Source organism: Mesorhizobium sp. IMUNJ 23033, from assembly GCF_044778005.1.
In the GTDB taxonomy this organism is placed as follows: Bacteria; Pseudomonadota; Alphaproteobacteria; order Rhizobiales; family Rhizobiaceae; genus Mesorhizobium; species Mesorhizobium amorphae_A.
The window spans coordinates 159,866-185,236 of the sequence record NZ_JBJACT010000001.1 but is presented as its reverse complement, the minus strand read 5'-3'; the positions used below and the strand labels follow the sequence as shown (position 1 = coordinate 185,236).

The following is a 25,371-nucleotide window of genomic DNA, read 5'->3' as shown; positions in this document are numbered from 1 at the left end:
ACAGACTAGAAACCATAACAAAATGAGGGTCCGACGCCTTGCCGCGCGCAAGTAATTGTTGACGCAACGAGAACGCGTCTGGACCCAAGAACTACAGTGGCCAGGAGAACTTTCAGCATATTGCGGGGACTATCGAAGTTTGTAAACTTCCTTGGGTGGGGGGTTGTTGCATGGCGTCTCACACGGTTTCCAAGCAGGACATGATCGCGCCCCCCGTTCCGGTGGTTCCTGGGCGAAGGTACTCTGCGAAGGTCTTTGCGATCCCGGGACGCAACGCAGATGTCGCTCTGCTGGGTGCCAAGCCGGCCTTCGCGGAGATGCTGCTCGTCGGGCGGCCCAACATGCCCGATCGGGCCACCTTCATGGGTCGCATCGACCGAATGTTCGATAGCGGGCGCCTGACAAACCGCGGTCCGATGCTGCTTGAGTTTGAGGAGCGCGTCGCGAGGATTGCCGGCACCCGTCATTGCATTGCCACCTGCAACGCAACGGTCGGCGTTGAGCTGGCCATCAGCGCATTGGGTATGGCGGGAGACGTCATCGTTCCCTCCTACACTTTCGTGGCAACCGTGCACGCCCTATGGCGTCAGGGCCTGCGACCCGTATTCTGCGATATCAACCCCAAGACCCACTGCCTCGACCCCGACAGCGTCGAGGCTGCCATTACATCGCGTACCACGGGTATCCTGGCCGTACATATGTGGGGAAACACGTGCGCGACCCACGCGCTGGAGGACATCGCGCAGCGCCACGGCCTGAAACTGCTCTTCGACGCCGCGCACGCCTTCGGCTGCGGCACCAAAAAGCGTGCGGTCGGCGGCTACGGTGACGCGGAGGTCTTCAGCTTCCACGCGACCAAGTGCGTCCATGCCCTTGAAGGCGGCGCGATCGTCACCGACGACAGTGACCTCGCCGGAAGGCTAAGGCTGATGGTGAATTTCGGGTTCTCGGACGAGGACACCGTCAAGCACCTCGGCACCAACGGGAAGATGAGCGAGGCATCGGCCGCCATGGGCCTGACGTCGCTCGAGTCGATGGATGCCATTATCGCGCACAATCGGCGCAACTATGCGGCCTACGCCTCCGGCCTTCAGGCGATCCCCGGGATCAGCCTGATGTCGCGGCGGATGAACCAGCAGCACAACTACCACTACATCGTCACCGAGATCGACGCCGCCACGGCCGGATTGACCCGCGATGAGCTCGTCGCTGCGCTGCGCCTCGAGAACGTTGTCGCCCGTCGTTACTTCTATCCAGGCTGCCATCGCATGCAGCCCTACACTGGCCTTTTTCCGCAGGCGGGTCGAACCCTGCCGGTTACCGAGGAGATCGCCAAGCGCGTAATGGTACTGCCCACCGGAATGCAAGTCAGCGAAGCGGAGGTGGAGCGGCTGACATCCAGGATCGCGGCGATCGTGCGACAGGCGCCCGCGGTTCGTGCGGCGCTGGCTCAATGCCACGACCCACGCTTGCCGCCGTTTCTGCGCCAATAGATTGCGGACCAAAGGAGCCGAGGATGACGACCAACGAGATGAACCTGCGCGGTCGCGAACTCGTCGACGAGGCACTGCTGCCGACTGAAGAGGACGTGGCGCGCTACGAAAGAACTGGCTGGCACATAGCGCCCCAGGTGCTCCCGGACGCGCTTCTCGACTCGGCGCGGCTGGCGATCGAGGCACACCACGCCGGTAAACGCGACCGAACCCTGCCGCGCAAGGCGAAGTTCAGCGACTGGCGGCCCGGCGACGGCGACGGCGTCCGCAACAACGAATTCTGCTCGCTTCAGAATGACGGTGTACGGGAGCTTGTGATGCAGCCCGTGCTGGGAGCGATCGCGGCCCGACTGGCGCGAGCCCCGGCGATCAGGCTGTTCGACGACCAGGCGATCTACAAGCCGCCCGCCGCTGGCGCGGTTGGCGCGACGGTAGTCGGCTGGCACACCGACCACTCCTACTGGTCCACCTGCACTTCAATGAGCATGCTGACTGCCTGGATCCCGCTGCACGACGCAGAAGTGAAGAACGGCACGCTCTACGTCATCGACGGAAGCCATCTATGGCCGGAGTGTGAACATCTGCGTGGTTTCAACGACCCGGACCTCGACAGTATCGAACAGCGCATGGGCCGGGCGATCCCGGAACACCTGATCACACCCATGCAGCTCAAGAAGGGGCAGGTCAGCTTCCACCACATGCGGGCGCTGCACGCGAGCGCTCCGAACCGGGCGACGCACCCGCGCTTCGCCGTGGCGGTCCATATGCAGGACGCGGCGAACACCTACCAGCCGCTCACCTCGGCAAATGGCATGGCAATCGTCCTGCCGCACGACCAGCTCTGTCGGCCCGATCGCGCGGGAAGGCCGGACTATTCCGATCCAGAAATATTTCCCGAGATCTGGCCCGGCAAGGCCCGGAACGTGAAGCATGCCTGATCCGACGGTCCTGCTTTCGCCGAGCGACCCTGCATGGGATGAATGGCTGGGCCGCGCACCACACGATTTTTATCACCGTGCGGCCTATCATGCCTTCGCCGAGAGAATGGGAGAGGGGCGCGCGTGGATGGTCGTTCACGGCACCCCTGAGCGGTTCATGGCGTGGCCGTACGTCGCCTCGTTCGAGGATGGCCGGACCGACGCAAACTCGGTCTACGGCTACACCGGTCCGGTCGGGCTGGGACTGGACGACACCGAGTTTCGGGCGAGGGCATGGTCGGAAATCCGCGCTGCCTGGGCGGATCAGGAGCTCGTCACGCTGTTCACGCGGTTTCATCCGCTGCTGCAGAACTGGCGCCACTGCGAGGGCTTCCACGGCGACGAATTGACGCCGGGAGGAGAAGTGTTTCACCTTGGGCGCAGCGTCTCGATCGACCTGACGCATGATCGCGAAACCAGGCGCCGGCTCTACCCGAAGGTGCTGAGGCAGGAGATCAAGGAATCGGAGCGTGCCGGTCTCGTGGTGGAGCGGGACAGCGAATGGTCCACGTATCCGACCTTCGCCGAGCTCTACCGCGCGACGATGCGGAACAACGAGGCCTCGGAGCGCTATATGTTCTCGGACCGCTACTTCGAGGCGCTGCGCGACGCGCTTGGAAGTCTCGCACATCTGACCGTCGCGAAAGTCGAGGGCGAAGCGGCAGCGATCCTGCTTCTCACCGTGTGCGGAGACATCGCGGAGGCGCACCTCACGGGCGTGAACGCGAAGTTCCGCGCCCTGTCGCCGCTCAAGGGCCTCCTCGACGGCGTCGCTGATATCGCCCGGTCGCTGGGCGCGACACGACTGCACCTGGGGGCAGGTCGCGGGGGCCACGAGGATTCGCTTTTCGCGTTCAAGGCCCGGTTCTCCTCGGTCCGCCACGATTTCAAGGTCGGCCGCTGGATCCTGGACAAGTCCGCCTACCGCGCGCTGCTGTGCGCACATTGCGGGGATGCCGCGCCGGACGTCGGATACTTCCCCGCCTATCGCGCCCCGATCGCAGTCGCCACCGGACACTGATGTTGGCCACCCCGCACTTCGCCGCCGATCAAGACCATGTGGACGGCGGACGTCGCTCCATCCTTGGCAATTTCCGGTCGGTCTTTATCGGGCGTCTGTTCTCATCCCTTTCGATGTGGCTCGCGCTCATGTTGCTGGCGAAGCTGTCCGATCCGATGACCGTCGGCATCTATGCGCTCGCGCAGGCATTGTGCATCCCGATCGGCGAGGTGGCCAAGATGGGTCTGCGCGAAATCCACTCGAGCAGCACAAGTGGGCCCTATCTCTTCGGCAACTATCTCGCGCTGCGGCTGGTGGCCGCCGGCGTCGCTCTGGTGCTCATGGTGGCGAGCGGGATTCTCCAGAGCAATTCCGCCGTCGTCATCTGGGTCGTCGTCCTCTATGCGCTGACCCGATGCATGGAGCTGGTTTCGGACATGGTCCACGGCCTCTTCCAGGCGCACGAGCGGATGAACTACATCGGCCGTTCGCTTTGTCTGCTCGGTCCGCTCTCGCTGCTGTTCCTGTCGGCCGGCTACTGGGCCACAGGCTCGCTTGTGGTCGCGGTGTTCGGCCAGTTTCTTGCGCAACTTCTGGTCCTCGCTTTCTACGACGTGCCCATGGGTCGCAGATGCGCAAAACTGCGCAGTTTGGAAACGGTCAGGCCAATCTGGGACAGGGGCGCCCTTCAGGGGCTCGCCCTGCAAGCGCTTCCGCTCGCCTTCGCCACCGTACTGGTGATGATCGCGGTCTATCTCCCGCGGCTCGTCGTGGAAAGCGCGCTCGGCCTGTCGGCCCTGGGTTTGTTCGCCGCGCTGACCGCACTCTCGATGTCGCCGAACCGGGTGGTCAACTCGATGGGAATAGCGGTCAGCGTTCGGCTCGCGCACTATCATGCGGCGGGTAACCGCGCGGGTTTCGTCGGCCTGCTTGGACGTTTCGTCCTGGGCGTAGCGGCATTCGGAACGTTGGCCGTCGCGATCGCGGCCGCGTTCGGTGACGTGATCCTCGGCTTGGTCTACACAACCGAGTTCGCGGCCCAGGGGAACCTGTTCGTATGGCTGATCGGCGCCGCGACCCTGCGATGCATCGCCGACGTGCTGAAGTTCGGAATGGTCGCATCGCGCCGCTTTTGGTGGCTCGCGGCTCAGTACGCCGTCGTCGCGCTGGTCGCGGTATTGACCTCCTTCACCCTCATCCCCCGGCTGGCTCTGACCGGTGCTGGCATTGCGATGTGCCTGATTTTCGCTTCGCATCTGATCGTGGTCACGCTTGGCCTGTTGTACAATCTGCCGCGTACGAGGCAGTCGGACGCTGTCGTATGAAACTCTCGGTCTCCGTCGTCACGTTCCAGCAAGTCGACTACATCCGACAGGCCGTCGAAAGTACGCTTCAGCAGGAAACCCGTTTCCCCATCGAGGTCATCGTTGGCGACGACGCCTCGACGGACGGCACGCTGGAGGTGCTCGAGGACATCCACGCCGGCGCGCCGGACCGCGTGAAGCTGCTGCGCGCCAAGTCGAACTACGGCGACTTTGGCCTGTCGAATGTCATGGCAACGATCGACGCGGCTCAGGGCGAGTACGTCGCCTTTCTCGATGGCGATGACTATTGGACGGACCGGTTCAAACTGCAGAGGCAGGTCGAATTCATGGACGCGCACCCGGAATGCGCGATTTCCGCCCACCGGGTCGAGCATGTCTGCGAAGACGGAACGCGCCAGCTTTCGGTCCGACCTGGTGTGGGCGATGCCGTCTATGACATCGACCGGTTGCTGAACGTCAACTTTACCCCCAAGAGCGCCACAATGGTTCGCAAAGCCGCGCTCGATTCGTTGCCGGGATGGTATCGAACAACGACTGTCGCCTCTGCCGCCTGGCTTTTGAATATCCTGACGGCGCGCGGCGGCAAAGTCGGCTTCATCGACGACGTCATGGCGGCACATCGAATCCATCGCGACAGCGTGACGCTTGTCTACGGAACCAAACGCATGCTCGCCGACAAGCTCGCCGCATTCGAGATGTTACGCCCCTACCTTCCTCAGCAGGAAGAGGCGCTTCTGCGTGCTGAACGCCGGATCCGCCGCAGGCTGCGCATGCTGGACATCAGCCCGCACGGCTATGCCTTTCTTCAGTGGCTCTACAATCACGCCACTGCGCGGCGCGCCTAGTCTAGGCGGTAGAGAGCAATCGAGCTCCCGCCAGCCCCGCCAATCCGTCCTCCAAGCCCGCCCCCTAGGCTTTCGCCTCCGCCGCGCTATTTCCCCTTTTGCTAGCCTTGTTTCGCTGGTTGGAGATCGGGAGGTTTTTGATGGATCGGCGATCATTCTTGACGGCAATGTTTGGTGTTGCGGGGGCCGCTGCCCTTGCCAGCACGGTTCGACCACTCAATGCGGTGGCCGGGGTTCCGAATGTCGGGCCCGGCATTCTCGATGAGCTCGACGCGCCGGAGACGGGGCCCTTCGATGATGACGGAACGCAGGCGGATGTGGAGCCTGTCTATCATCGCCGCTGGCATCGCCGCCATTATCGCCGCCGCAGGCGTCGCGTCTGGAGACGGTACTGCCGCAGCTATTGGCGCCATGGCTATCGGCGCAGGCGGTGCTATCGCCGGCATGTCTGGGTCTTCTACGGGTTCTAGATCCTTGTCCCATCCCGATTTGATCGGGATGGGACTCTCTCCCAGTGCTGGAGCATGATCTTTTCGGGATCATGCTCCAGCGGCTGTGTTGAAACCTCCGGCAGTCGAGGCTGGGGCCAAGGCCCCAGAGGTTGGTTGCCTGTCAGTTGGGAACCTTGCGCCGCGGCTCGCCGTTGACCCCAGAAGCCCTTCAGCAAAGGAGACAACAATGGCCGACGACCCGAACGAAACCACGGCACCGAGAATGACGCAGCGCGAGGCTCAGGAAGTCCTGGAAAAGCAGGTCGCGCAGCTGAAGCGCGAGATCAGCAAGATCAACCGGACGCTGGCCGAGCGGGCCGAAGAGGCGGTCGAGGAGGCCAATGGCTGGTATGACAATGCCACCGAGCGCGCCTCCCGCACCGCGCAGGCGCTGCGCAGCAGGGCACAATCGGTGTCGGGTGTCGTCCACGACAATCCGGGCACCGTGTCGTCCGCCTTCATCCTGGGCGGTGCGGCGGGCCTGCTGCTGGGTCTGGCGCTTAGCGCCAGCGAGCCGCGCCGGGAGCGCTGGTTCTAGCGGCAGTCGTGACGCCTACGACGCCAGGTGTAAGGACAAGTGCCCCCTCACCCGGATTGCCAACCGAATTGCAAAGGGCAATTCGGAGCAATCCGACCTCTCTCCGAGGGGAGGAGGTCGCCGGCGTCGATGCTCGTCTCTTCTCTCTCGGAGAAGGTGGCCGCAAAGCGGCCGGGGGCCTCCCTTGTGCGATAACCCTGTCTAGGATGGGAGCGTCGTGCGCAGCCACGCCGTCAGGGCGTCGAAATCGATCGGTTGCGTCGTGTCGACGTCGCAGAGCGGGCCGCGGCGCAGCGGCTCGGCGCGTTTGGCCAGCTCGATCAGTTCAGGGATGTAGGCAGCACCCGGATGGCCGGGAAGGCGCTGGTCGAGGCGGGCGCGGTAGCGTTCGGCCAGGATTTCGCCCGGCGCATGGCACCAGATCTCGGCGGTCTCAACGACGCCTGCTCGCTTCAGATGATCCTCGAGCACCTGGCGCGGCTGGAAGCCGAACCAGGCGTCGACGACAAAGATACTGCCCGACGGGGCCTCGCCGACGAGCGACCAGATGGCCTGGTAGCTGGCGCGGCCGAGCGTTCGGTTGAACTCGCGGTCGCCGCCGCCGAGCACTTCCAAAAACGGGTTCTTGATCGTGTCCAGCGCCAGCAGCGGCCAGCCCATGCGCTTGGCAATGCCGCGCGAGACCGTGCTTTTGCCCGAAGCGGGGATGCCGTTGACCAGCACGGCGCGCCGGTTAGGCACGGCACGCCGAGCCGAGGGTGAAGCTGGAGCAGGTGCCGTCTTGGCCGGTGTCATGACCCGGCGCGCGCCCGTGGTCGCTGTGTCCGCGCCCTCAGCCGCAAGCGCCTGCAGGCCGGCGCCAATCACGCCGGCATCGTCGCCGAGCAGGGCCGGCTGCACCGGCGCCTGGTACCAGGGCGCGAGAGCCGGCGCGTTGGCGAGCGCCCTGTGTGCCGCCCCACCCAGTCCGCCGCCGAGCAGAACCAGGTCCGGGTTGAACATAGCGACCGCCGTGTCGATTGCGGCGCGCAGCGGCCTTGCCCAGGCGTCCAGTATGCCGCGCGCCAGCGCGTCGCCGGCGGCGTCGCGGGCAAAGAGCTGGTCGACCGTGACTTCGGGGCCGAGACCGGCGCTGATAATGTGGCGGCCAAGGGCGGTGCCCGAGCTGGTGGTTTCGACGCAGCCGCGGCGGCCGCATTTGCAGGCTTCGCCATCGAGGTCGACGGCGATATGGCCGAGCTGGCCGGCCGTCGCCTTGCCGCGCACGATGCGCCGAGCTTCCGCCACCGCACCGCCGATGCCGGTGCCGATGGTGAACATGACGATATTGTCGTGGCCGACGGCAGCGCCCCGGGCCATTTCGGCTGTCAGCGCCATGTTGCAGTCATTGTCGATGATGACGGGCTTGCCCGCCATGCTTTCCAGCCGCTGCGCCAGGGCGACCGAAGCGAGATCGACATAGCCGCCGGAGAGCACCGTGCCGCGCCGCGCATCGACGCGGCCGGGAACGCCGATGCCGATCGCCGCCACTTCCGGAGCATCGAGCTGGTGCACCATGTCGGCGATGCGGCCGAGCACCAGCTCCGGGTCGGGCGCGCTTTTCTCGGAGATGCGCTTGAGGATTTCGCCCGTGGCGGAGATGCGGGCGGCACGCAGATTGGTGCCGCCGATATCGATCCCTATGGCCATCGATTTTTGTCGCATGACGTCTCGTGCTTGTCTGGCGCCGATAGCCGGTGGAAAAAGCGCTCCGGCTATTTTGACCAAAGAGCGCTCCAAGGCATGTTGAGATTCAGGTCAGGCCGAGCCGAAAGCGGTGGTTTCCGAGAACCGGAGCGGAGCGTACTTTAAGTACGTGAGCACCGGAAGCGCAGGAAGCCATCGTTTGCAGGCCGGCATCACCTGAATATCAGCATGCCTTAGGCGGCTTTGCGCCGGTAGTTGCCGATCACCGCCTGGATCTCGCGCAACCGCGACACGGCGACGGTCTTCAGCTTCTCGCGCTGCACGTCACGGTCGAGCGAGATGCAATCCTTCCACAGCGAGCGGCCGGCGATGACGCCCGACGCACCGTTCATCATGGCGATCTCGACCTGGCCGAGGAAGGTCGAATGGTTGACGCCGGCCGACAGCACTGCCCATGGCACGTCGCCGGCCAGCCTGGTGATCCTGGCGCAGGCATCCGGCGTGCCGGGATAGGGAAGCTTGAGCACCTTTGCCCCGCACTGCAGCGAAATCCGCGTGCCCTCTTCGATCAGCGAGGGGATCCTGGCGGTGTAGTCTTCGACGCTTTCGCCCTCGAGCTGGTAGGTGAGGAATTCGACGACGAGCAGCAAGTCCTCCTGCGCGAAGTCGGCGATGCACTGGTTGAGGATGGCGATATTGTGCTCGTTGGCTTCCGGCTTGTCGGCCCTGAGATACACCATGATCTTGCCGCCGGTGCCGCCAAGCTCGCGCACGCGGCGCGCGTTGATGCCGGGCACGAGGCGCGACAGGCGGTAGCCGTCGGGCGAGACGTCGAAGCCCGAGGCGTCGAGACCGATGAGCAAAGCCGTGTCGCGGTTCAGCACGCCTTCGTCGACGACCCGCGGCACCGCGCAGAGCGGGTCGAGCAGCACGCAGGACGCCTCGCTGGCGAGGTAGCGCGTGATGTCGGCCTTGGTGTCGCCCAGCATGTCGTTGGTGATTTTGGCCTGCTCCTCCGGATCCGACGCCAGCAAGGTGCGCATGCCACCACGCTGGTCGCAGGCGACGGCCATCATCGCCCCGTCCCTGCCGCATATCTGCTGGTAGCCGCGCCGCTCCGCGGTGGTCATCCTGGTCATGGTCTTTTTGTCCGATCCTGGCGCCCTCGGGACGCGATATGGAAGCGAGCCCAAGTTGCGGCTTTGCCAAATTTGGGCGATAACTCCCGTGGTCGGCAGGTCTGTAACACATTGCTGAAAGGAATTGCAAGCTGTCTGTTCCTCCCATCCAGGATGCGACCGCATCGCGCACGATGCTGCATACGGTCGCCAAGCTGCACTATGAGGCGGAGATGTCGCAGGTCGATATCGCGCGGCGGCTGGGAGTCTCGACCGCCACCATTTCGCGCCTGCTGCAGCGGGCGCGGGCGGAGGGCATCGTGCGCATCGAGGTGCTCGACATCGTCACGCCCGAAGCTGTCACCGCGCAGCTGATCGAGGGACTGGGGCTGCGCGACGCGGCCGTCGTCGAGACGCCGGCAGTTGGCGTGCTGACGGCGCTGGCAGCGCCGCTGGGCGGCCTGCTCAGGCAGACGGAGCTTTCGGCCGGCTCGGTGGTCGCCATCGGCTGGGGGCGCGCCATCCGTGAGGTGATCCGCGCCGGCCTGCCGCGCATTCCCGGCGTGCTCACCGTCGCCGCCACCGGCGGCATGCAGCAGCAGGCGGCGCATTTCCAGATAAACGAGTTCGTGCGGCTGGCGGCCGAGGAGTTCGGCGGCACGCCGCATTTCATCCATGCGCCCTATCTGCCGTCGACCGAACTGCGCGGTGTCTTCCTCGGCGATGCGGCGATCAGCGACAGCGTGGCCCTCTGGGACCGGACCGATGTGGCGGTCGTCGGCGTCGGTCTGCCGCATGCCATCAACCCGCCGGAGGCAAGTGCGGCGACGCTCAGCGAGCAGGCGCTGTTCCAGGCCGCCGGAGACGTCCTTCGCCACTATTTCGATGCCGAAGGCACGCTCATCTCGTGGGAAGGGGAAAGCCGGATGATCGCCATGTCGCCGGCCCAGCTGCGCGCCATTCCGCTGGTGATCGGCGTTGCCGCCGGGCCGGAGAAAGCGACGGCGATCATCGGTGCCGCGCGTGCCAAGCTGATCAATGCTCTCGTCACCGACACCAAGACGGCGCAGGCCATCCTTGAGGCGCTGTTGCCGCGATAGCGCCCGCGAAAATCACCCGTTGTGCCGTAGACGGGTTGGGGCGATAGTCGCCCAGGCGGGGCTCTGCGGAGCAGACAGATGGTGTCCGATCTGGAAATCGCGGCGGTTCGGCCCGCCAAAGTGCCGCTTGCAATTTATTTCAGCAAAGTGTTACAACTGTGCCAACCCGGTGCGAATGCGTGCCGGGCGGCGCGGTTTTGTCGACCTTGCGGAGGCGGGGGACGAGACCGCTGACATCACAATGGCCGGTTTCGACTGGCTGGACTGACGACAGGAGCGCTTGGGAGGAAAGCCGCCCGCAACAGCCAGTCAGGTGAAATCCGTTTCACCATGGTCGCGATCCGAGATCGACGGCCATTCCAGTGTCCACAACATATCTGCCAACCACCATGAGGAGGAATTCATGAAGAAGATCGTTGCCGCGCTCGCGGCGCTCGCCATCTCGGCATCGGCGCTGATCGCGCCTGCGTCGGCGCAGGACAAGAAGTACACCATTGCGCTCATTCCTGGCCTGACCACCGACGGTTTCTACATCACCATGCGCAAGGGCGCCCAGGCGGCGGCTGATGCGCTCGGCGTCAACCTGGTCTTCCAGGGCGCCCCGGACTTCAACCCGGTAACGCAGGTTCCCGTGCTTGACGCGGTCATCGCCAAGAAGCCGGACGCGATCCTGATCGCGCCGACCGACAAAGTCCAGCTGGTCGAGCCGCTGCGCAAGGCCAGCGATGCCGGCATTCCGGTGATCACCGTCGACACCTTCATCGGCAGCGGCGTCTACCAGACCGGCGCCGGCGACGCTGATTTCCCGCTGTCCTACATCGCGTCGGACAACATCCTCGGCGGCGAGATTGCCGCGCGGGCACTGGCCACCGCTATCGGCGACAAGGGCAAGGTCTACGTTTCAAACGTGAAGCCTGGCATTTCGACCACCGACCAGCGCGAAGAGGGCTTCAAGAAAGAGATGGCGGCCAACCATCCCGGCATCACCGTGCTCGAAACGCAGTTCAACGACAACGACGCCAACAAGGCCGCCTCGCAGCTGCAGGCCGTGTTCGCGCGCAATCCCGATCTCGTTGGCGTGTTCGGCGCCAACCTGTTCTCCGCGCTCGGCGCGGCGAATGGCGTTCAGCAAGCTGGGCAGACTGGCACAGTCAAGGTCGTGGCGTTCGACGCGCCGACCAGCATCGTCGACAACATCAACACGGGCCTGGTCGACGTTGCGATTGCCCAGCATCCCGCCGAGATCGGCTATTTTGGCGTCGTTTCAGCCTATGCCCATCTGACCGGCAATTCGATCCCGGTTGCGATCGGCACCGGCTTCACGATCATGGACAAGTCCAACATCGCCGACCCGAACATCTCGAAGTATCTTTATTCCGAATAAGTCCAGTCAGCCAGGTCTCCTTCCGGCGCGCCGGGAGGGGACCTGCGCCCTGGACCCTGCTTTAGGCGGCGCCGCGGATCGGATCCATTCATGACCTCAACATCATCAAGCGGTGAAACGCATGTTGCCCCCCAGGCGGACCACGGTGATCCCACAAGAAGCCTGATCGCACGTATCGCCGATGGACGTGCCTGGCTGTTCCTCGCCGGCCTGATCATCTGTTTCGAGGTCTGGTCGCGGCTCGCCTTCGGCGCCACCTTCGTTCTCAACCCGTTCAACGTGCAATCCATAGCGATCTTTGCCGTGGCGCCGCTGCTGCTTGCGACCGGCCAGACCTTCGTCATCATTTCGGGCGGCATCGACCTCTCGCTCGGCTTCATCATGGGCCTTGCGGCCGTCGTCGCCGCCCATGCCACGAACATGGCGGGAGCCGCCATCCCGCTGCCACTGGCCATGCTGGCAGGTATTCTGGCTGCCGTGATCGTTGCCGGCGTGCCGGGTATCATCAACGGCCTGCTGATCTCGCGGCTGAGAATTCCGCCCTTCATCGGCACGCTCGGCATGTTCGGCGTGGCGCGCGGTGCCGCCTATCTCCTTGCTGGCGGCACGACGGTGCCGGTGCAGAATTCCTGGTTCGCGCTGCTCGGCAACGGCAAGTTCCACGGCGTGCCCTATCTTGTCATGATCACCGCCGTCTTCGTCGTGGTGATGCACTACATCCTGAGCCAGACCCGGTTCGGCCAGCACAATTACGCCATCGGCGCCAATGTGCAGGCGGCGAGCCGTGCCGGCATCGACATCAGGGGGCACATCCTTCGCCTCTATGTGCTGTCGGCGATGTGCGCCGGCCTCGGCGGCGCGCTCTACGCGGCGCGCTTCACCGCGGGCGCGGCGCAGGCCGGCGAACCCTTGCTGCTCGACAGCGTGGCTGCCGTCGTCATCGGCGGCGCCAGCCTGTTCGGCGGCTCTGGCACCATCTTCGGCACCGTCGCCGGCGCGCTGGTGATCGCGGTCATCCAGTACGGGCTGGTCTTCGTCAATGTCGAGCCGTTCTGGCAGTTCATCGCCGTCGGCCTCGTCATCATCATTTCCGTCCTTATCGACCAGGCGCAACGCCGGTTCAGTGGAGCCCGCCAGGATGAATAGTCAGGAACAGACCACGCCCCTGCTGGAGGTCCGCAACCTTTCCAAGCATTTTGGAGCCGTCCGCGCCTTGAACGATTTCTCCATGGTCGTGCGGCCGGGCGAAGTGGTGGCGCTGGCCGGCGACAACGGCGCCGGCAAGACGACGCTGATCAAGGCGATTTCCGGCGTCTTCCAGCCGACCGGCGGCGAGATCCTGCTCAGGGGCCAGCCGGTGAGCTTTTCGACGCCGCAGGAGGCGCGTGAGAAGGGCATCGAGACCATCTACCAGGACCTGGCGCTGGCCGACAATCTGTCGATCGGCGCCAACATCTTCCTTGGCCGCGAACCGATGCGTAAAGCCTTCGGCTTCCTGCCGGTGCTCGACCGCAAGGCGATGGCGGTTGCCGCCAAGCAGACGATGGGGCGGCTCGATTTCCATGTCAGCCGGCTCGATGCGCCGGTCAGCAATTTCTCCGGCGGTCAACGCCAGGCCGTCGCCATCGGCCGCGCCGTCTATTGGGACGCGCAGATCCTGATCATGGACGAACCGACCGCAGCCCTTGGCGTGCCCGAGCAGCGCAAGGTGATTTCGCTGATCCACCAGCTCAAGGCGCAAGGCCGTGGCGTGATCTTTATCTCGCACAATCTGCAGGACATTTTCGCCGTCTCCGACCGCATCGTCATCCTCAGGCGCGGCGTCCAGGCCGGCGAGCGCAAGATCTCGGAAACCAACCACGACGAAGTCGTCAAGCTGATGGTCGGTGGGTAGGCGAAGGCCGGTTTCGAACCGGGCCGCCTCGCGGTCCTGCCATCGCATTATGCCGAGAGGGCGTCGAATATCGCCTTCGTTTCGGCGACAAGCGTGCGCATCAACTGCCCAGCCGGAAGCTCTTTGTTCAGCGCTGCTGCTTGCCCGTACAGGTGAAAATCGAAATCTCCATTCCCCTTTGCGTGCCCGGCATCGCCGAGCGGCGCACTGAGCGAATACATTTGCGGGAAATCCGGCAGGCGCGTTCGGCTCTCTTCCATCTCCAGGGCGTAACGCGTGCGCTTCGTCCGTGCAGCGCGGCCGGAAAAGGCATTGCTGACCATTGTATCCATGTCGGTCGCGGAGCGGATCAGGGCGCGGCGCGGCGCATCCGTGCCGGCCTCGTCACAGGACAGAAAGCCGGTGCCGATCTGCACGCCGCTGGCGCCAAGGGCAAAAGCAGCCGCTATGCCTCGGCCGTCGGCAATGCCTCCCGCGGCAATGACCGGGAGATCGATGGCATCCACGATTTGGGGAACCAGCGCCATCGTTCCCACGCCGTCACCTGGATCGGTCGGAACGTGAGAGCCGCGATGCCCGCCCGCTTCCCATCCCTGGGCGATGACGGCGTCGATGCCGGCCTCGGCGAGCTTGCGCGCCTCGGCGACGTTCGTCGCGGTGCTGATGATCACGAGTCCGGCCTGCTTCAGCCGGCCGATCGCTGTCGCGTCCGGTATGCCAAAGTGGAAACTGACGACAGGTGAGCGGACCTCGAGCACGAGTTCGAGCCTGGCCTCGTCGAAGCCCGGTCCCAGCGATGGCAGCCTTGCCGGCGGCGCGCCGAGAGACAGCTCCTCGTAGTAAGGGCGCAGCCTGTCCATGGTCTGGGCCAGGACGGCATCACTCGTGCGGGGTTGCGGATGAGCGAAGAAATTTAGGTTGAACGGATGATTGGTCCCCGCTCTGACCTTGCGAACCGCTTCATGCAGACCATCCGGCGGCATCGATGCGCAGCCTAGCGATCCCAATCCGCCGGCATTGCTCACTGCCGCGGCGAGCTCGGGCGTCGCCGAACCAGCCATAGGGGCCTGGATGATCGGATGCTCGATCTTCAGCAGATCGCATAAACGACGGTTCGGCCACATGAGCGTCTTTCCGGTACCCAAGTGAGGATCGCACGCGATGCCAGCATAGGCCTGCGATGGGGTCGGGTCACCGGAATTATGCGGACGCCACAGCCGCCACCGACTCCCGCTCCACCAGCGGGCATTCGAGCTTTGTGATCGGATACCGCCCTCGTCCGGGCGTAGGCGGCGCTTCCAGCTGCTCGATCGCCCATTGGCCCATCGCCATGTGCGGCAGGATCGATGTCGTCAGCGGCGGGAAGAGGTGGCGGGCGATTTCCTCGTCGTCGTAGCCGACCACGGAAATATCCTGCGGGATGTGCAGGCCGGCCTCCTTCAGCGCCTCGTAGCAGCCGATGGCGGTGCGGTCGTTCTGGCAGAAGATCGCGGTCGGGCGATCCTTGAGCGCCAGCAGCTTGACGGTCGCTGCATAACCCGCACTGGCCGACCAGTCGCCCTCGACCACCAGTTCCGGGTCGAAGGGGATGTCGGCGGTGGCGAGTGCGCGGCGGTAGCCCTTGAGCCTATCCTGCGCCGCCTGCATCCACGGCTCGCCAGTGATGGTGGCGATGCGGCGGTGGCCATGGCCGATCAGATGGCGGGTCGAACTCTGGCCGCCGGCGATCTCGGAGGGCACCACGGCGGGGAAGGCATAGTCGGCCGTATAGCAGTTGAGCAGGATGACCGGGATGTCGAGGCTGTAGAGGAAGTCCGGCGCGGTGATTTCGCGGGTGAAGATGGTCATGTAGATCAGCGCCGAGATGCCGCGCCTGGTGAGCGCCTGGATAGCCCTCGGCTCCATGACGGCGTCGCCCATGGTCTGCGCCACCAGGAGCACATTGCCGGCATTCCACGAGGCCTGGCGCGCGCCTTCGATGGCTACCACCGCTTCCGGACTGGTGGCGAGCTGGTCGACGGCAAAGCCAATGACGCCGTCCAAGCCCTCGAACGGGGTGACGGGCGCACGCAAGGCGGAGAAGGCCGGCGCGGCATAGCCGAGCGTCCGCGCCGCCTCGATCACCCGGTCGCGCGTCTGCTGCGACAGCCGGATGCCCGGCGAATTGTTGAGCACGAAGGACACCGTCGCCTGCGAGCAGCCGGCGGCTCTCGCGATGTCGGTCATGGTGACGCGACCCTTGGGACCTCTGGCGGACGGCTTGCGACGCCTGGAGGCCTCCGGGGGATCGCGCAGTTCCGTCGGTTCGCTCATGTCGGCATCGTTTCCCAAAGTCCGGCCCCGTTAGGCCGGCATCGACGGCAAGGCGGTTTCAATCAGGCCCATTAATCGGAGATGCACGATTATAACTATTATCATACGCGAAGCGTTCTGTGCCAGTAGCGCCGCATGGCGACGAAAACAACTGGTCGAGACCGCAAAAACGGTGATTTTCTCAAGCTTTTCGCGCAGCAGCAGCCATGGCGCCGCCGCCGTCCTTCCTCCCTGACGTTCCCCGCGGCACCGACCTCCTCCGCCCCGCGACGCGTCCTTCCCAGCACCATGACTAATACTATTTACTAATAGTCGTAAGCGTTCTACTGTCAACTCGTCGTGACCGATCCGGGTTCGGACCGGTCGCGACGAGACCCGATGCGTGGCGCGCCACCCGTCCGGATTGCCCCGGAAAAAGCCCGCCGCGCACTCACGAAAATGTCAGACAAATCGGACTATTTACGAACGACAAATGAGTGTCTAGTGTTTCGGTCGCGGCTGGATTGGCGCCGTTCTTTTGCTGTCAGACCCTCGAGGAGGAGGGCGTCCGGGCCGCAGCCGAGACATCAGCGATGAGTTTCAAAAGGGAGGTTGAACATGAAATCTGTGATCCGTACCGCATCCATCGCCGCCGCGGCCTTGGCTCTCGGCCTGTCGGCGAGCGCAATCGCGCGCGCCGACGACAAGCCGACGCTGGCCTTCGTCGTCAACGGCGCGTCCGACTTCTGGAAGGCGGCGGAAGCCGGCGTGAAGAAGGCGCAGGGCGAACTGCCCGACTACAATCTCGAGCTGAAGTATCCCGAGCAGTCGTCGGTCGCCATCCAGCAGCGGCTGATGGACGATCTGGTGACCGCAGGCGTCAAGGCGATCATGGTGTCGGCCGTAGACCCGAAGACCTCGACCGACGGGCTGAACAAGATCGCTTCGGAAACGGCGCTGTTCACCACCGACAGCGACGCCCCGCAGACCAAGCGCGTTGCCTATATCGGCTCGTCCAATGTCGATGCCGGCAAGCAGGCGGCCGAGATCGCCAAGAAGGCCATGCCGAACGGCGGCAAGTGTCTCGGCTTCGTCGGCCTGCTCGGCGCCGACAACGCCAAGGAGCGCATCCAGGGCATGAAGGACGGGCTCACCGGCACCAAGATCGAACTGATCGACGTGCGCGGCGACGACATCGACCAGGCCCGCGCCAAGAAGAATGTCGAGGACGCGCTGGTTGCCAGCCCAGACGTCACCTGCATGGTCGGCTTCTACTCCTACAACACGCCGCGCATCTATGAAGCGCTGCGCGACGCCGGCAAGCTCGGCTCGATCACCGTCGTCGGCTTCGACGACGATCCGATCACGCTGGGCGGCGTCAAGGAAGGCACCGTGGCCGCCACCGTCGTGCAGCAGCCCTTCGAATGGGCCTATCAGGGCATGAAGCTGATGGCCGCCTATCTCAAGGGCGACAAGTCGGGCGTTCCGGCCGATGGGCTGATCATCATCCCGACCAAGATCATCGGCAAGGACGATGTCGACGCCTACGCCGCCAACCTCAAGGCGATGTCCGGAAACTAGGACGAGAACAATTGCGCCGGCTCAAGGGACTGCCTTGAGCCGGCGTTCGTATTGACGGGCCTGCGAAGGCCCGTCAGTCTGCTGAAGGGGTCGTTCTGGGGCCTACCGGCTGCTGGCAAGCGCGATGAATCATGGCGTGATGAATTATTCCGACACATCCATCGTTGCATCCACGGTCGCTCCGTTTCTGAGCCTGGAGAGCGTGCGCAAGACCTATCCCGGCGTGGTGGCGCTGGACGGGTTTTCGATGGAGGTGAGGCCGGGCGAGGTGATCGGACTGGTCGGCGAAAACGGCGCCGGCAAATCGACGCTGATGAAGATCCTCGGCGGCGTGACGAGGCCGGACACCGGCACCATCACCGTCGACGGCGTCGCGCATGAGGGGCTCACCGTCGAGGCCAGCCTCGGCTCCGGCATCGCCTTCGTCCACCAGGAACTCAATCTGTTCGAAAACCTCGATGTTGCCGCCAACATCTTCTTCGGCCGCGAGCCGCTGCGCGCCGGGCCGCTGAAGCTGGTCGACCGCACCAAGCTGCGCACCATGGTGGCGCCGCTGCTGAAGCGGGTCGGCGCCAATTTCTCGGCCGATGCGCCGGTGGCATCGCTGTCGCTTGCCCAGCAGCAGATGGTCGAGATCGCCAAGGCGCTGTCGATCAAGGCGCGGCTGGTGATCCTCGACGAGCCGACATCCAGCCTGCCGCTCGCCGAAACCGACAAATTGCTCGATGTCATCAAGGCGCTGAAGGCGGAGGGCATCAGCGTCATCTTCATCTCGCACCGGCTGCATGAGGTCGAGCGCGTCGCCGACCGCGTCGTCGTGCTGCGGGACGGCATGCTCGCCGGCACATTGCCGAAAAGCACCATCAACCACGACCAGATGGTCAAGCTGATGATCGGCCGCATGCTGAAGGAACGCGAGAAGGCTGCCGAATCGGCGCGCCCGCCGGGCGGCGTGGCGCTTTCGGCCAAGGCAGTGCGCACCAGCGCCTATCCCGACCGTCCCGTCGATCTCGACGTCAGGCATGGCGAAATCCTCGGCCTTGCAGGCCTGGTCGGCTCCGGCCGCACCGAACTGGCGCGCGTGCTGTTCGGCATCGACGAACGCTTCGGCGGCAGCGTCAAGCTGGACGGCAAGGAACTCGCGCTCGGCTCGGCGGCGGATGCGGTGGCCAGCGGCATCTTCCTGGTGCCCGAGGACCGCAAGCTGACCGGCATCCTGCTCGATCTGTCGATCGCGCAGAACATCTCACTGCCCAATCTGCCGGCGCATGCACGGCGCTCGCTGGTCTCGGCCAGCGCCGAGGTCGCCACCGCCGAGAAGCAGAAAGCAAATCTCGGCATCAAGGCGCCATCGGTCGCGACCCGCACCGGCACGCTGTCGGGCGGCAACCAGCAGAAAGTGGTGCTGGGCAAGTGGCTGGCGATGAACCCGAAGGTGATGATCCTCGACGAGCCGACGCGCGGCATCGATATCGGCGCCAAAGCGGAAATCTACGGGCTGATGCGGGCGCTGGCCGATGCCGGCGTCGCCGTGCTGATGATCTCCAGCGACATGGAGGAGGTGATCGGCGTCTCGGACCGTATCGCCGTCATGCATGAGGGCCAGATCTCGGGCATTCTCGACAAGGACTATTTCAGCCAGGAAAACGTGCTGCTGCTCGCGGTCGGCAAGAAGCCGAACTAGATTTTGTTTCGCCGCAGGTTCTGGTCGCAAGACCGTAGAACACTTTTGCGGAACCTGCTCAGGCAGGCATTGGGGAGAAGACGATGAGCAAAAAAGACCTCGGCCTGCTGATCCTCATCCTGGTGGTGGGAACGGTGGTGGCGATCATCAATCCGCGCTTCCTCTTGCCGATCAACCTTGCCAACACCTCGAACCTGATCGGCCTGTTCGGCATTCTGTCGATCGGCCAGGCCTTCGTCATCATCACCGGCGGCATCGAATTGTCTGTGGGATCGGTGGTTGCGCTGCTCGGGACTCTGTTCATCGACTTCATCGCCGTGCGCGGGATGGATTGGCCGCTGGCCTTCGTGCTGATCATTGCGCTCGGCGCCGTCATCGGCCTGGTGCATGGCTGGCTGATCACGCGGCTGAAGCTGCAGCCCTTCGTGGTGACGCTCTGCGGCTTGCTGATCTATCGCGGCGCGGCGCGCTTCTACACCGCCGACGGCACGGCTGGCTTCGGCTTCGGCCAGAATTTTCCGGACCTTGAATTCCTTACCGCCGGCCGCAGCTACGGCGTGCCGAACAGCTTCATCGCGCTGATCGTCATCTCAGTCGTGATGTGGGTGGTGCTGCACCGCTCGGTGTTCGGGCGCTATCTCTACGCCATCGGCAAGAACGAGGAAGCGGCGAAATATTCCGGTATCCGCACGGGGCGCGTGGTGATGGCGGCCTACGTCATCTGCGGCGTGCTGACGGCGCTGTCGGCGATCTATTTCGCCATGTACACGCGCTCGATCTCGCCGGCCAGCCACGGGCAGTTCTACGAGCTCTACGCCATTGCGGCGGCCGTGCTCGGCGGCTTCTCGCTGCGCGGCGGCGAAGGCTCGTTGATCGGCGTCATCCTCGGCACGGTGCTGCTGCAGGAATTGCAGAACCTCGTCAATCTGCTCGGCATCCCCTCCTCACTCAACTTCGCGGTGATGGGCGGGGTGATCCTGATCGGCGTGCTGGTCGACCAGCAATGGGGCGTGTTCCGGGCACGGCGGCAGATGATCGACGCCACGCGCAAGAACGTGGCGGGCGCGCCGGCGGAGTAGCTGCTTGTCTCTCCCTTCTCCCCTTGTGGGAGAAGGTGGCCTCGCGAAGCGAGGTCGGATGAGGGGTGTTGGAAGGATCGCCACCTCGAAGAGGTAAGCGATTAAGATCCTTCAATTTTCTCGCGCCGCGTTTCCTCCAACACCCCTCTTCCGTCTCGACGCTGCGCGCCGATCCACCTTCTCCCACAAGGGGAGAAGGCAAAAAGGCGTCCTAGATCATGCTCGACAGGTCGGAGAACGCCATCGCCTTGCGCAGCACTTCGGCGAAGCGTTCGCCTGCCACTTCGCGGGCGCCGCTGTTGTCGATCGAGGTAACGTCGGGGCCGGACAGCGCAACCGATGTGCTGCGCGCCAGGCGGGCCAGCACCTCGCCGCGCGATTCGCGGCCGCGCATGGCCAACCGCTCGGCGAGGATTTCCGGCGTGGCGGTGATCTCGACGACGGCCAGATTGGCGTAGCGGTCGCGCAACACCGGAATGATGCCGCGCGACACGTTGGCGACGGCGACCTGGCCGTTGGCGACCGACCAGTCGACATCGGCCGGAATGCCATAGCGCAGGCCATGCGCCTCCCAGGCAATGGCGAAGGCGCCGTCGGCCTCGGCTTCGGCAAAGGCCGCGTCGGCCAGCGTGTCGTGGTCCTCGCTCGCCGCATCGCTCGGCCTTGTGATGACCCGGCGCACGAACTCCAGCCGGCTCTCATCGGCGAAACGCGCCTTGGCAAAGCCGATCACCGTGTCTTTGCCGGCGCCGCTCGGTCCGACCACGGCGACAAAAACGCCGTGGCGGATCGGAAAGGTGTCGGTGGAGAGTTCGCGTTCGATCAATGCCGAGACCATCATGCGACCCGGCGCCCCTGGCGCCAGACGGTGCGGACGACCGGCACATGGTCGTCGACGCGCACGCGCACCAGGTCGGCGCGCCGGCCCTGTTCGATGACGCCGCGATCGCTGAGGCCGACCGCCTCGGCCGGGTTCTTCGACACCATGGCCACCGCCTGCGGCAGCGAAATGCCCTCGACGACATCGCCGAGGAAGAAGGCCGACTGGATCAGGCTGAAAGGAATGTAATCCGACGACAATATGTCGAGCAGGCCGTCGCCGGCGAGCGTGCGGGCCGAGACGTTGCCCGAATGCGAGGCGCCGCGCATGACGTTGGGCGCGCCCATCAGCACGCCGAGCCCGGCCGCTTTCGAGGTCCGTGCCGCTTCCTCGGTGGTCGGGAATTCGGCAACGCGCACGCCCTGCTCGATCGCCGCCTCGACATGGCCCGAGGTGGCGTCGTCGTGGCTCGCCAGCACGATGCCGCGCTCATGGCAGGCGGCGGCGATGAAGACGCGGTTGGGACCGGAGTTCATGGCCGATTCCGCCATGCGCTTCTCGCAGAACTTCTGAAAGGCGCGATCCGTCAGCTTCAGCTTGCGCTGGTAATAATAGGCATAGGTCTCGAGATTGACGAACTGGCGCTGTCCCGGCGCATGATCCATCAGCGAAGCCAGCTTCACCCGCTTATCGGTCTCGAAATTGGCGAAGGCCCTCAGGCAATCGGGTGCCGAAACTTCGCAGCGCAGATGGATGAAGTGATCAGCCCGCAGCCGGTCCTGCTCGACGCTATCCTCGATCGCATCGGCCAGCTTGCGGATGTCGGCGGAGTTCAGGTCGGCATCCTCGTCCATGCCGACGCGCAAGGCGTCGAACACGGTGGTGATGCCGGCGGTCGCCACCTGCGCGTCATGGGCAAGCACGGCGGCGATCGGGTTCCAGCGCACTTTCGGCCGCGGCGCGTAGTGGCCCTCGAGATGGTCGGTGTGGAGTTCGACCAGGCCGGGGATCACGTAGTCGCCGCCCATGTCCTCGCCGGTGCGGGCGGCGCCGGGATCGATGGCGGCAATCAGGCCGTCGCGCAGCACGAGCGAGCCCTCGACGATCTCGTCGGCAAGCACGATGCGGGCGTTGGTGAGAACGGTCTCGGCGGTCATTTCAGGCAGTCCTTGATCTCAGGCAGTTTTTCTGGCCGGGCGACGCCCGAGCGCGTGATGGGAAAGCACCATGAACGGCGCGCCCGGTTCGGTTTCGACAAACAGCGTAAGCGCATCGACGGGCACCGGCCGCAGCAGCACCTCCGCGAACAGGCTGTCTATTGCTGCGCGCAGACGAGGGCTTTCCTGTGACGCGGCGCGGCCGGACAGCGTCATGTGGAAGCGAAAGGTCTCGAAGACGTAAGGGTAGCCCCACTGGCAGAGGTTGCGGAATTCGGCCGGCTTCAGCGAATCGGGGCTGCGGCGTTCGATCTCAGCCTCGGTCAGCGGCGCGCGGAAGCGGTCGAAGCCGAGCACAACGTCATCCGCAAAACGGTTGAGCGCCGGCAGCGGCGCTTCCGGCACGAGCGCGAAAAAGCCGTCGATCTGGCCGACGACGAGGCGTGGAATGGTGACCGGCATGGTCGCTTCGGCGAAGCTGTCGAGTGCCGCGCGCAGCGAGGCTTCCGTCTCGTTCGGCGCCAGCTGGAAGGGCGCCTTCAGTGTCGCATGGAAGCCGTAGCGCCGCGCCGACGCCGTATGGAAGGCGACTTCCGCCGCCGACAATTCACCGACGGCCTCGACCGGCCGGGTCGCGGCGCCGAACGGATCGCGGCCAAGCCAGTTGGCGGCGATCCGCGCCAGCGGCTCGTCCTGCCTGGGAGTGAAGTAAATGGCGTAGCGCATGAGAAAACCTCGTCAGCCCGCTGCCATAGGTGATTTCCATGACGGATTGACGAAGCTTTGAAGAGTTTTCGATGGCAAATCGACCCAGCGGGGTCCTTAGCCGACGATTTTTCCGTGCTGGACCAACAAATTCTGGATCACGCCTTCATCAGCCATTCGTGCTCGGGCGCGTTGTGGAATTTCCAGGTGCGCTTCGGCCCGGCCATGACATTGAGATAATAGAGGTCGTAGCCATGGCAAGCTGCGCAAGGGTGATAGCCCTTGGGCACCAGCACGACATCGCCATCCTCGATCGCCATCGCCTCGTCCAGCGCACGCGCGCCGTCTGTGTCGGGATCGGTGTAAACGCGCTGGAAGGCAAAGCCCTGCGGTGGGTTGAGGCGGTGATAGTAGGTCTCCTCGAGATAAGACTCCGCCGGCAGATTGTCCTGGTCGTGCTTGTGCGGCGGATAGCTCGAGGTGTGACCACCCGGCGTGATGACCTCGACCACCAGCAGCGAATCGGCCGGCTTGCCTTCCGGCAGGATGTTGGTGACGTAACGCGTGTTGGTGCCCTTGCCGCGGGTTTCCTGGCCAAGATCGTCGGGCGCGATGACGCGAACCGGCAGGCCGCCGCCAAGCCCCGGCGCCGAGCAGACGGCAAGCTCGAGATCGGTGTCGGCGGTGACCGACCAGTCCGACCCCTCGGGCATGTAGACCGACCACGGCTTGCCGTCGAAGGGCGACATGCGCTGGCCGAGCAGGCCAAGATCCTTGCCACCGACGCTTGCCTTGCCCTTGCCGGTGACGAAGACCAGGCAGACTTCGCGATCTGTGGTTTCACCGGACGCGCTTTCACCGGGCTTCAGCCGATGCAGATCGAAACCGACATAGGTCCAGCCGGCATTTTTCGGCGTCACATGGGCGACGCGGCCATGGCCCTTGTTGGCTTTGACGAGCAGCTTCGACATCTGGGTTACTCCTTCGGTTCGGGCTCGGTCGGTGCCTTGCCCTCTTCGGCTGGCTTGTAGAGGTAGAAGAACTGCCAGACGGCGTAGCCAGCGAAGCCGAGCGCGATCACGCCCCAGAATGGCGTGCCGGAGGCGAACTCGATTGCCGACCAGATCAGGCAGACCGCGACGATGGCAACGCGCCGCCACAGCGGCCGGAAGAACGGGTGCTCATTATCTTTCATCGGGCCAATCCGGATTTCACCAACCGGACCTCGGATAGGCCGCCGGTCACGGCAAATCCAGCGTTCATGCGTTGGGGAAGCCTTGCGTCTCGACCGTGTACCCCGAAGCCGTCATCACCCGCATCAGCTCCTTGTAGCCGACCTGGGCCATTTTGAGCGGCGGATTCTTCTTTGGATCCTGCTCGGCCTCGACAACGAACCAGCCCTCATAGCCATGATCCGCCAGCCTCTGCACGATAGCGCCGAAATCCAGCGAGCCGTCGCCGGGCACGGTGAAGGCACCGAGCGCCACGGCGTCGAGAAAGGACTGCCTGGTGCGGTCGAGACTGTCGATCACGCCCATGCGTACGTCCTTGACGTGAACATGGTTGACGCGCTTGTGATGATTGTCGATGGCGCGCAGCACGTCGCCGCCGGCAAAGGCCAAATGACCCGCGTCGAGCAGCAGCGGAATGCCTTCGCCGGAATGGCGCATGAAGGCGTCGAGTTCCGGCTCGGTCTCGACGACCGCCGCCATGTGGTGATGATAGGACAGCGGCATGCCTTTCTCGGCACACCATTCGCCGAATTCGGTCAGCCGCCGGGCGTAGGCCTTCATCTCGTCGCCGGAAAGTTTGGGCTTGGTGGCGAGTGGCTTCGAGCGGTCGCCCTGGATGGAACGGCCGACCTCGCCATAGACGATGCAAGGCGCGTTCACCGCCTTGAACAGATCGATCATCGGCTGGATGCGATCCTTGTTCCTCGCCATCTCCTCATCGACCAGCGTGCCGGAGAACCAGCCGCCGCACAGCGTGACGTCGGCTTCCTTCAGGATCGGCAGCATCACCTTGGGGTCGTTGGGGAAGCGGCGGCCCATCTCCATGCCGGTGAAGCCGGCCGAGCGCGACTGCGCCAGGCACTCCTCCAGCGACACGTCATCGCTGAGTTCAGCAAGATCGTCGTTCCACCACGCGATGGGGGACATGCCCAGTTTGGCTCTCAAGTCGTCACTCCAATGTCAGATCGTT

At 64.6% G+C, this 25,371-nt stretch carries 23 protein-coding genes; 13 read left to right on the top strand and 10 right to left on the bottom strand.

All coding sequences use genetic code 11. The annotated features are described in order from the left end of the window. Window positions 1-170: 170 nt before the first annotated feature. The 6 genes from ACFX5Q_RS00955 (at window position 171) to ACFX5Q_RS00930 (ending at window position 6,669) form a co-directional block, all read left to right on the top strand. Window positions 171-1,493 (top strand): DegT/DnrJ/EryC1/StrS family aminotransferase, encoded by a 1,323-nt coding sequence (locus ACFX5Q_RS00955; RefSeq protein WP_404274668.1) that lies wholly within the window; start codon window positions 171-173, stop codon window positions 1,491-1,493. Window positions 1,494-1,516: 23 nt separating this feature from the next. After that, the gene (locus ACFX5Q_RS00950; RefSeq protein ID WP_404274666.1) at window positions 1,517-2,431 is read left to right on the top strand and encodes a phytanoyl-CoA dioxygenase family protein; all 915 of its coding nucleotides are present in this window, start codon (window positions 1,517-1,519) and stop codon (window positions 2,429-2,431) included. Continuing rightward, entirely contained in the window at window positions 2,424-3,491 is a 1,068-nt protein-coding gene (locus ACFX5Q_RS00945) for a GNAT family N-acetyltransferase (RefSeq protein WP_404274664.1), read from the top strand. The genes ACFX5Q_RS00950 and ACFX5Q_RS00945 overlap by 8 nt, the downstream gene beginning before the upstream one ends. A 2-nt stretch (window positions 3,492-3,493) precedes the next feature. Further along, window positions 3,494-4,795: a lipopolysaccharide biosynthesis protein gene (locus tag ACFX5Q_RS00940; protein WP_404274663.1), complete on the top strand. Its 1,302-nt coding sequence runs from the start codon at window positions 3,494-3,496 to the stop codon at window positions 4,793-4,795. Then, window positions 4,705-5,640 (top strand): glycosyltransferase family 2 protein, encoded by a 936-nt coding sequence (locus ACFX5Q_RS00935; protein ID WP_404274661.1) that lies wholly within the window; start codon window positions 4,705-4,707, stop codon window positions 5,638-5,640. The genes ACFX5Q_RS00940 and ACFX5Q_RS00935 overlap by 91 nt, the downstream gene beginning before the upstream one ends. Window positions 5,641-6,318: 678 nt before the next feature. Beyond that, window positions 6,319-6,669 (top strand): hypothetical protein, encoded by a 351-nt coding sequence (locus ACFX5Q_RS00930; protein WP_404274660.1) that lies wholly within the window; start codon window positions 6,319-6,321, stop codon window positions 6,667-6,669. A gap of 201 nt (window positions 6,670-6,870) precedes the next feature. On the opposite strand, the gene ACFX5Q_RS00925 is transcribed toward ACFX5Q_RS00930, so the two are convergent. Together ACFX5Q_RS00925 and ACFX5Q_RS00920 are read right to left on the bottom strand one after the other, a co-directional pair. Continuing rightward, on the bottom strand, window positions 6,871-8,373 hold the full coding sequence (locus ACFX5Q_RS00925) for an ROK family protein (RefSeq protein ID WP_404274658.1): 1,503 nt from the start codon (window positions 8,371-8,373) through the stop codon (window positions 6,871-6,873). Between the two features lie 215 nt (window positions 8,374-8,588). Then, window positions 8,589-9,494, bottom strand: coding sequence for a tagatose-bisphosphate aldolase (locus ACFX5Q_RS00920; protein WP_404274657.1), 906 nt, complete (start codon window positions 9,492-9,494; stop codon window positions 8,589-8,591). A gap of 173 nt (window positions 9,495-9,667) precedes the next feature. Here ACFX5Q_RS00920 and ACFX5Q_RS00915 point away from each other — a divergent pair, with 173 nt between their 5' ends. From ACFX5Q_RS00915 to ACFX5Q_RS00900, 4 genes are all read left to right on the top strand, one after another. After that, window positions 9,668-10,573 (top strand): sugar-binding transcriptional regulator, encoded by a 906-nt coding sequence (locus ACFX5Q_RS00915; RefSeq protein WP_404274655.1) that lies wholly within the window; start codon window positions 9,668-9,670, stop codon window positions 10,571-10,573. 403 nt (window positions 10,574-10,976) lie between these two features. Next, window positions 10,977-11,957: an ABC transporter substrate-binding protein gene (locus ACFX5Q_RS00910; RefSeq protein WP_404274654.1), complete on the top strand. Its 981-nt coding sequence runs from the start codon at window positions 10,977-10,979 to the stop codon at window positions 11,955-11,957. 90 nt (window positions 11,958-12,047) lie between these two features. Beyond that, window positions 12,048-13,103, top strand: coding sequence for a ribose ABC transporter (locus tag ACFX5Q_RS00905; RefSeq protein WP_404274653.1), 1,056 nt, complete (start codon window positions 12,048-12,050; stop codon window positions 13,101-13,103). Next, on the top strand, window positions 13,096-13,851 hold the full coding sequence (locus tag ACFX5Q_RS00900; protein WP_404274651.1) for an ATP-binding cassette domain-containing protein: 756 nt from the start codon (window positions 13,096-13,098) through the stop codon (window positions 13,849-13,851). The genes ACFX5Q_RS00905 and ACFX5Q_RS00900 overlap by 8 nt, the downstream gene beginning before the upstream one ends. A gap of 47 nt (window positions 13,852-13,898) precedes the next feature. Here the strand turns inward: ACFX5Q_RS00900 and ACFX5Q_RS00895 are convergent, their stop codons facing one another. Beyond that, a complete protein-coding gene (locus tag ACFX5Q_RS00895) occupies window positions 13,899-14,975 on the bottom strand; it encodes an NAD(P)H-dependent flavin oxidoreductase (protein WP_404274649.1) in 1,077 nt (358 codons plus the stop codon). A gap of 76 nt (window positions 14,976-15,051) precedes the next feature. Beyond that, window positions 15,052-16,164: a LacI family DNA-binding transcriptional regulator gene (locus ACFX5Q_RS00890; protein WP_404274648.1), complete on the bottom strand. Its 1,113-nt coding sequence runs from the start codon at window positions 16,162-16,164 to the stop codon at window positions 15,052-15,054. 597 nt (window positions 16,165-16,761) lie between these two features. On the opposite strand from ACFX5Q_RS00890, the gene ACFX5Q_RS00885 reads away from it, so the two are divergent. The 3 genes from ACFX5Q_RS00885 (at window position 16,762) to ACFX5Q_RS00875 (ending at window position 20,487) form a co-directional block, all read left to right on the top strand. Beyond that, the gene (locus ACFX5Q_RS00885; protein WP_404274646.1) at window positions 16,762-17,724 is read left to right on the top strand and encodes a sugar-binding protein; all 963 of its coding nucleotides are present in this window, start codon (window positions 16,762-16,764) and stop codon (window positions 17,722-17,724) included. A gap of 139 nt (window positions 17,725-17,863) precedes the next feature. Further along, the gene (locus ACFX5Q_RS00880) at window positions 17,864-19,408 is read left to right on the top strand and encodes a sugar ABC transporter ATP-binding protein (RefSeq protein ID WP_404275342.1); all 1,545 of its coding nucleotides are present in this window, start codon (window positions 17,864-17,866) and stop codon (window positions 19,406-19,408) included. Between the two features lie 83 nt (window positions 19,409-19,491). Further along, complete coding sequence (locus ACFX5Q_RS00875; RefSeq protein WP_404274644.1) at window positions 19,492-20,487, top strand: ABC transporter permease; 996 nt, start codon at window positions 19,492-19,494, stop codon at window positions 20,485-20,487. A 211-nt stretch (window positions 20,488-20,698) separates the two neighbouring features. Here the strand turns inward: ACFX5Q_RS00875 and phnN are convergent, their stop codons facing one another. The 6 genes from phnN to iolE all read right to left on the bottom strand — a co-directional run bounded on the left by phnN (window position 20,699) and on the right by iolE (window position 25,346). Next, on the bottom strand, window positions 20,699-21,328 hold the full coding sequence (gene phnN, locus ACFX5Q_RS00870; protein WP_404274642.1) for a phosphonate metabolism protein/1,5-bisphosphokinase (PRPP-forming) PhnN: 630 nt from the start codon (window positions 21,326-21,328) through the stop codon (window positions 20,699-20,701). Next, complete coding sequence (locus ACFX5Q_RS00865) at window positions 21,325-22,464, bottom strand: alpha-D-ribose 1-methylphosphonate 5-triphosphate diphosphatase (protein WP_404274641.1); 1,140 nt, start codon at window positions 22,462-22,464, stop codon at window positions 21,325-21,327. The genes phnN and ACFX5Q_RS00865 overlap by 4 nt, the downstream gene beginning before the upstream one ends. A gap of 18 nt (window positions 22,465-22,482) precedes the next feature. Next, window positions 22,483-23,190 carry a DUF1045 domain-containing protein gene (locus tag ACFX5Q_RS00860; protein ID WP_404274639.1) on the bottom strand — a complete coding sequence of 236 codons (708 nt, stop codon included), beginning with the start codon at window positions 23,188-23,190 and terminating at the stop codon, window positions 22,483-22,485. A gap of 137 nt (window positions 23,191-23,327) precedes the next feature. After that, window positions 23,328-24,140: a 5-deoxy-glucuronate isomerase gene (iolB, locus tag ACFX5Q_RS00855; RefSeq protein WP_404274637.1), complete on the bottom strand. Its 813-nt coding sequence runs from the start codon at window positions 24,138-24,140 to the stop codon at window positions 23,328-23,330. 5 nt (window positions 24,141-24,145) lie between these two features. Next, window positions 24,146-24,364 carry a DUF3329 domain-containing protein gene (locus ACFX5Q_RS00850; RefSeq protein WP_192178304.1) on the bottom strand — a complete coding sequence of 73 codons (219 nt, stop codon included), beginning with the start codon at window positions 24,362-24,364 and terminating at the stop codon, window positions 24,146-24,148. A gap of 64 nt (window positions 24,365-24,428) precedes the next feature. Further along, window positions 24,429-25,346 carry a myo-inosose-2 dehydratase gene (gene iolE / locus ACFX5Q_RS00845; RefSeq protein WP_404274635.1) on the bottom strand — a complete coding sequence of 306 codons (918 nt, stop codon included), beginning with the start codon at window positions 25,344-25,346 and terminating at the stop codon, window positions 24,429-24,431. Between the last annotated feature and the right edge of the window lie 25 nt (window positions 25,347-25,371).

What these genes read in the sequence shown, in the direction of transcription:
- ACFX5Q_RS00955 (WP_404274668.1), top strand. Translation starts at nt 171, where the DNA reads ATGGCGTCTCACACGGTTTCCAAGCAGGACATGATCGCGCCCCCCGTT.
- ACFX5Q_RS00950 (WP_404274666.1), top strand. Translation starts at nt 1,517, where the DNA reads ATGACGACCAACGAGATGAACCTGCGCGGTCGCGAACTCGTCGACGAG.
- ACFX5Q_RS00945 (WP_404274664.1), top strand. Translation starts at nt 2,424, where the DNA reads ATGCCTGATCCGACGGTCCTGCTTTCGCCGAGCGACCCTGCATGGGAT.
- ACFX5Q_RS00930 (WP_404274660.1), top strand. Translation starts at nt 6,319, where the DNA reads ATGGCCGACGACCCGAACGAAACCACGGCACCGAGAATGACGCAGCGC.
- ACFX5Q_RS00925 (WP_404274658.1), bottom strand. Translation starts at nt 8,373, where the DNA reads ATGCGACAAAAATCGATGGCCATAGGGATCGATATCGGCGGCACCAAT.
- ACFX5Q_RS00920 (WP_404274657.1), bottom strand. Translation starts at nt 9,494, where the DNA reads ATGACCAGGATGACCACCGCGGAGCGGCGCGGCTACCAGCAGATATGC.
- ACFX5Q_RS00915 (WP_404274655.1), top strand. Translation starts at nt 9,668, where the DNA reads ATGCTGCATACGGTCGCCAAGCTGCACTATGAGGCGGAGATGTCGCAG.
- ACFX5Q_RS00910 (WP_404274654.1), top strand. Translation starts at nt 10,977, where the DNA reads ATGAAGAAGATCGTTGCCGCGCTCGCGGCGCTCGCCATCTCGGCATCG.
- ACFX5Q_RS00905 (WP_404274653.1), top strand. Translation starts at nt 12,048, where the DNA reads ATGACCTCAACATCATCAAGCGGTGAAACGCATGTTGCCCCCCAGGCG.
- ACFX5Q_RS00900 (WP_404274651.1), top strand. Translation starts at nt 13,096, where the DNA reads ATGAATAGTCAGGAACAGACCACGCCCCTGCTGGAGGTCCGCAACCTT.
- ACFX5Q_RS00895 (WP_404274649.1), bottom strand. Translation starts at nt 14,975, where the DNA reads ATGTGGCCGAACCGTCGTTTATGCGATCTGCTGAAGATCGAGCATCCG.
- ACFX5Q_RS00890 (WP_404274648.1), bottom strand. Translation starts at nt 16,164, where the DNA reads ATGAGCGAACCGACGGAACTGCGCGATCCCCCGGAGGCCTCCAGGCGT.
- ACFX5Q_RS00885 (WP_404274646.1), top strand. Translation starts at nt 16,762, where the DNA reads ATGAAATCTGTGATCCGTACCGCATCCATCGCCGCCGCGGCCTTGGCT.
- ACFX5Q_RS00880 (WP_404275342.1), top strand. Translation starts at nt 17,864, where the DNA reads ATGAATTATTCCGACACATCCATCGTTGCATCCACGGTCGCTCCGTTT.
- ACFX5Q_RS00875 (WP_404274644.1), top strand. Translation starts at nt 19,492, where the DNA reads ATGAGCAAAAAAGACCTCGGCCTGCTGATCCTCATCCTGGTGGTGGGA.
- phnN (WP_404274642.1), bottom strand. Translation starts at nt 21,328, where the DNA reads ATGATGGTCTCGGCATTGATCGAACGCGAACTCTCCACCGACACCTTT.
- ACFX5Q_RS00865 (WP_404274641.1), bottom strand. Translation starts at nt 22,464, where the DNA reads ATGACCGCCGAGACCGTTCTCACCAACGCCCGCATCGTGCTTGCCGAC.
- ACFX5Q_RS00860 (WP_404274639.1), bottom strand. Translation starts at nt 23,190, where the DNA reads ATGCGCTACGCCATTTACTTCACTCCCAGGCAGGACGAGCCGCTGGCG.
- iolB (WP_404274637.1), bottom strand. Translation starts at nt 24,140, where the DNA reads ATGTCGAAGCTGCTCGTCAAAGCCAACAAGGGCCATGGCCGCGTCGCC.
- ACFX5Q_RS00850 (WP_192178304.1), bottom strand. Translation starts at nt 24,364, where the DNA reads ATGAAAGATAATGAGCACCCGTTCTTCCGGCCGCTGTGGCGGCGCGTT.